Below are 3,172 nucleotides of genomic sequence, written 5' to 3' on the forward strand. Positions count from 1 at the left end.
TTCCCCGCGCGGGGGGTCGTGCGTTGCGCCCCCCCCCACGCCCCCGGGGGGGTGTGGTGGGGTGTTTTTTGTCTCCGCCCCCGTCCGCCCGTTGGGGGGGCGGCGGCGGGGGGGGGGGACGACCGGGCGCGGCGTCGGGCGGGTCAGTGACAGGCGGTGCTGCCGCTGTCGGTGAACGTCTGGCCCGCCACGGGCACGAACTGCCAGTCGAAGCCCGTGCTGCGCAGGGTCAGCTTCAGCACGCCGTAGGCGGTGCTGTTGCGGACCTCGCTGTTGGGTCGGATGGTGCCGAAGCCGTAGTGGCTCGCGCCGCCCATGCCGGCGACGAACGTGCGGATGCCGCGCGTGGTGTCGAGGCCGCCGCTGGGGTTCTGCGGCGCGAACCGCTCGTACTGGTGGTTGTGGCCGAAGATCACCACGTCGGCGTTGTGGTCGTAGAGCGCCTGGAACAGCGGCCGGGTCGCGGTGGACGGGGCGTGGTTCGCGCCCGAGGTGAACAGCGGGTGGTGCCAGTACGCCGCCGTGCACGGCTTGGTGCTCGCCGCGAGGTCGGCCCGCAGCCACTGCTCCTGCGCCGAGCCCGCCGCCGTGCCGATGTTGGAGTTGAGCGACACGATGTGCCAGTTGCCCAGGTCGTAGGAGTAGTAGCCCCGGCCGGACGGCCCGGCCTGCGCGCCGAAGTAGTCGTAGTAGCCGGCCGCGCCGCCGGTGCCGTAGTCGTGGTTGCCGGGCGACGGGCGGGTGCGGGCCTTGTGCCTGCCCCACGTCGGGTCGTAGTAGGTGGCGAACTCCGATGCCGTGCCGCTGTCGTAGACGTTGTCGCCGGTGGTGAAGACGGTGCCGGGGATGCCGTCGAGCAGGGCGGCGGTGGCGGTGTCGCCGGAGCCGGAGTTCGCGATGTCGCCGACGCCGACCAGCACCGGGTCGGCGCCGGGCGGTGCGGTGGTGGTGTTCGGGGCGGCGCCGGTGGTGACGACGAGCTGCGGCGCGGTGGCGCCGGTCTCGCGGGAGTCGTAGTCCGCGCCGTCGGTGCTGGTGGAGGTGATGCCGAAGGCGACCGTGCCGTTGCCCTTCACGTGCGCGGTCACGTCGACCTCGTACCAGGCGTTGCGGGAGACGGAGCCGAGCGAGCCGAGGGTGGCCCCGTCCACGGCGGGCTGGTCGTTCCAGGTGACGGCGGTCTCGGACCACGTGGTGTCGGTCATGGCGCGGACCGTGCCGCCGGCCGGGCTGTTCGAGCCGGAGACGTCGTCGGTGTGCAGGCGCAGCGTGGCCCCGGTGACCGTGCCGGAGACGCCGGAGACGGTGAACCTGAGGAACACCCGCTTGGTCGGCGAGCCGTCCACGCCGAGCTGCCCGGAGGTCCCGTGGTTGGTGGCGGCGGCGGAGCTGTCGACGTGGGTGTCGGCGGTCGGGGTGACGGTGGTGGTGGCGGCCGAGGCGGCGGGCACGTGCCCGGAGGCCGCGACGGCGGTGAGGGTGGCGGCGGTGACGGCGCCGATGGCGAGCAGCGCCAGCGGGGCTCTGCGTGCTGACATGCGTAACCCTTCGTTCTTCGAACGAGGCGATCAGGGCTTCGCAGAGAGTAGGGACGCGGGGACACTGCGTGGTGATGGTCGGGCGGACGGCCGGTGAACGCCCGGCGAATCGCTCACCCGCGCGTCGGCGACCGGGTGTCCCGGCCGTTCAGTGCAGCTCGGCCGCCGCCGCGCGGAACACCGCGTCGGCGACCCGGGCGAGCGGGGGCGAGTCGAGCTTCCACTGCTGCCAGTGCAGCAGCACGTCCACCGGCCGGTCGGGGGCGAGGTGGACGAGCCGGCGGTGCGCGGCGATCTGGTGCTCGGTGAGCAGCGCCCAGCCCGCGCCCGCGACCACGGCGTCCTCGAACACGTGCCCGTCGGGCAGGTGGTGGCGGCGGGCCGAGGCGTCGCGGCCGGACAGCTCGCGGCAGAACCGGTCCTGCAGGTCGTCCTTCTCGTCGAACACGATCACCGGCGCGTCGTGCAGCGGCCTGCCGTCGGCGAGCCAGCGGCGGGCGAACGCCCGGGTGGCCACGGCGTGGTAGCGGATGCTGCCGAGCGGCCGGGCGACGCAGCCCTGCACCGGCCGGGGCGACGACGTGACCGCGCCCACGACGAGCCCCTGGCGCAGCAGCTCGGCCGTGTGGTCCTGGTCGTCGCGCCGCACGCTCAGCACGAGCCCGTCGTCGGCCGCGAGTTCCCGCACCACCCGGCGGAACCACGTGGCCAGCGAGTCGGCGTTGACCGCGACCGGGATCGGCGTGGGGTCCTCGACCAGGCCCAGCGCCTCCCGCGCGTCGCGGTCCAGCAGGGCCTGCTGCCGGCCGTAGCGGGCGACCACCGCGCCCGACTCGGTGAGCCGCGCGGGCTTCGCGCGCACCAGCAGGACGCGGCCGGTGCGCTGCTCCAACGACTTGATCCGCTGGCTCACCGCGGACGGGGTGACGTGCAACGCCTTCGCCGCGGCGTCGAACGTCCCTTCGTCCACCACGGCCAGCAGCGTGCGCACGGACTCCGGATCGAGCATCACGATCGCTAACGATACTGAAGAAAAGTTAGCTGGGATTACGCGACGCCCGTGCCTACCGTCGACCGCGTGATGTACGCGCTGCTCGCCGGGCTCGGCACCGGACTGTCCCTCATCGTCGTGATCGGCGCCCAGAACGCCCTGGTGCTGCGCCAGGGCGTGCTCCGCCGGCAGGTGCCCGCGATCGTCGCCATCTGCGCCGGCTCCGACGCCGTGCTCATCGCCCTGGGCGTGGGCGGCGTCGGCGCGGCGCTGACCGCGTGGCCCACCGCGATGACGGCCGTGCGATGGGTCGGCGCGGCGTTCCTCGTCGGCTACGGGGTGCTGGCGGCCCGGCGGGTGCTGCGCCCGGCCGCCCTGGACCCGGCGGGCCCGGCGGCGGGCGCGGCGATCGTCACGTGCCTGGCGCTGACCTGGCTGAACCCGCACGTGTACCTGGACACCGTGCTGCTGCTGGGCACCGCGTCCACCGGGTTCGGCGACCAGCGCTGGTGGTTCGCGGCCGGGGCGGTCGCCGGCAGCGTGCTGTGGTTCAGCGCGCTCGGCTTCGGCGCGCGGTGGCTGTCCGGCGCGTTCACCCGGCCCTCGGCGTGGCGGGCGCTGGACGCGGCGGTCGCCGTGGTCG

At 74.4% G+C, this 3,172-nt stretch carries 3 protein-coding genes; 1 reads left to right on the top strand and 2 read right to left on the bottom strand.

Annotated features, from left to right (window positions below; all coding sequences use genetic code 11):
- Nucleotides 1-143: 143 nt before the first annotated feature.
- Nucleotides 144-1,538, bottom strand: coding sequence for a DNRLRE domain-containing protein (locus ACFXGA_RS21505; protein ID WP_378090518.1), 1,395 nt, complete (start codon nucleotides 1,536-1,538; stop codon nucleotides 144-146).
- A 148-nt stretch (nucleotides 1,539-1,686) separates the two neighbouring features.
- Nucleotides 1,687-2,547, bottom strand: a complete 861-nt coding sequence (locus tag ACFXGA_RS21510; protein ID WP_378090525.1) for a LysR family transcriptional regulator ArgP — start codon at nucleotides 2,545-2,547, stop codon at nucleotides 1,687-1,689.
- A 72-nt stretch (nucleotides 2,548-2,619) separates the two neighbouring features.
- On the opposite strand from ACFXGA_RS21510, the gene ACFXGA_RS21515 reads away from it, so the two are divergent.
- Nucleotides 2,620-3,172 (top strand): LysE/ArgO family amino acid transporter (locus tag ACFXGA_RS21515; RefSeq protein ID WP_378090527.1); only part of this gene is annotated, 553 nt, incomplete at its 3' end.

The organism is Actinosynnema sp. NPDC059335, assembly GCF_042752395.1.
GTDB lineage: Bacteria > Actinomycetota > Actinomycetes > Mycobacteriales > Pseudonocardiaceae > Actinosynnema.

Coding starts and splice junctions, on each gene's coding strand:
- ACFXGA_RS21505 (WP_378090518.1), bottom strand. CDS start 1,538: ATGTCAGCACGCAGAGCCCCGCTGGCGCTGCTCGCCATCGGCGCCGTC.
- ACFXGA_RS21510 (WP_378090525.1), bottom strand. CDS start 2,547: ATGCTCGATCCGGAGTCCGTGCGCACGCTGCTGGCCGTGGTGGACGAA.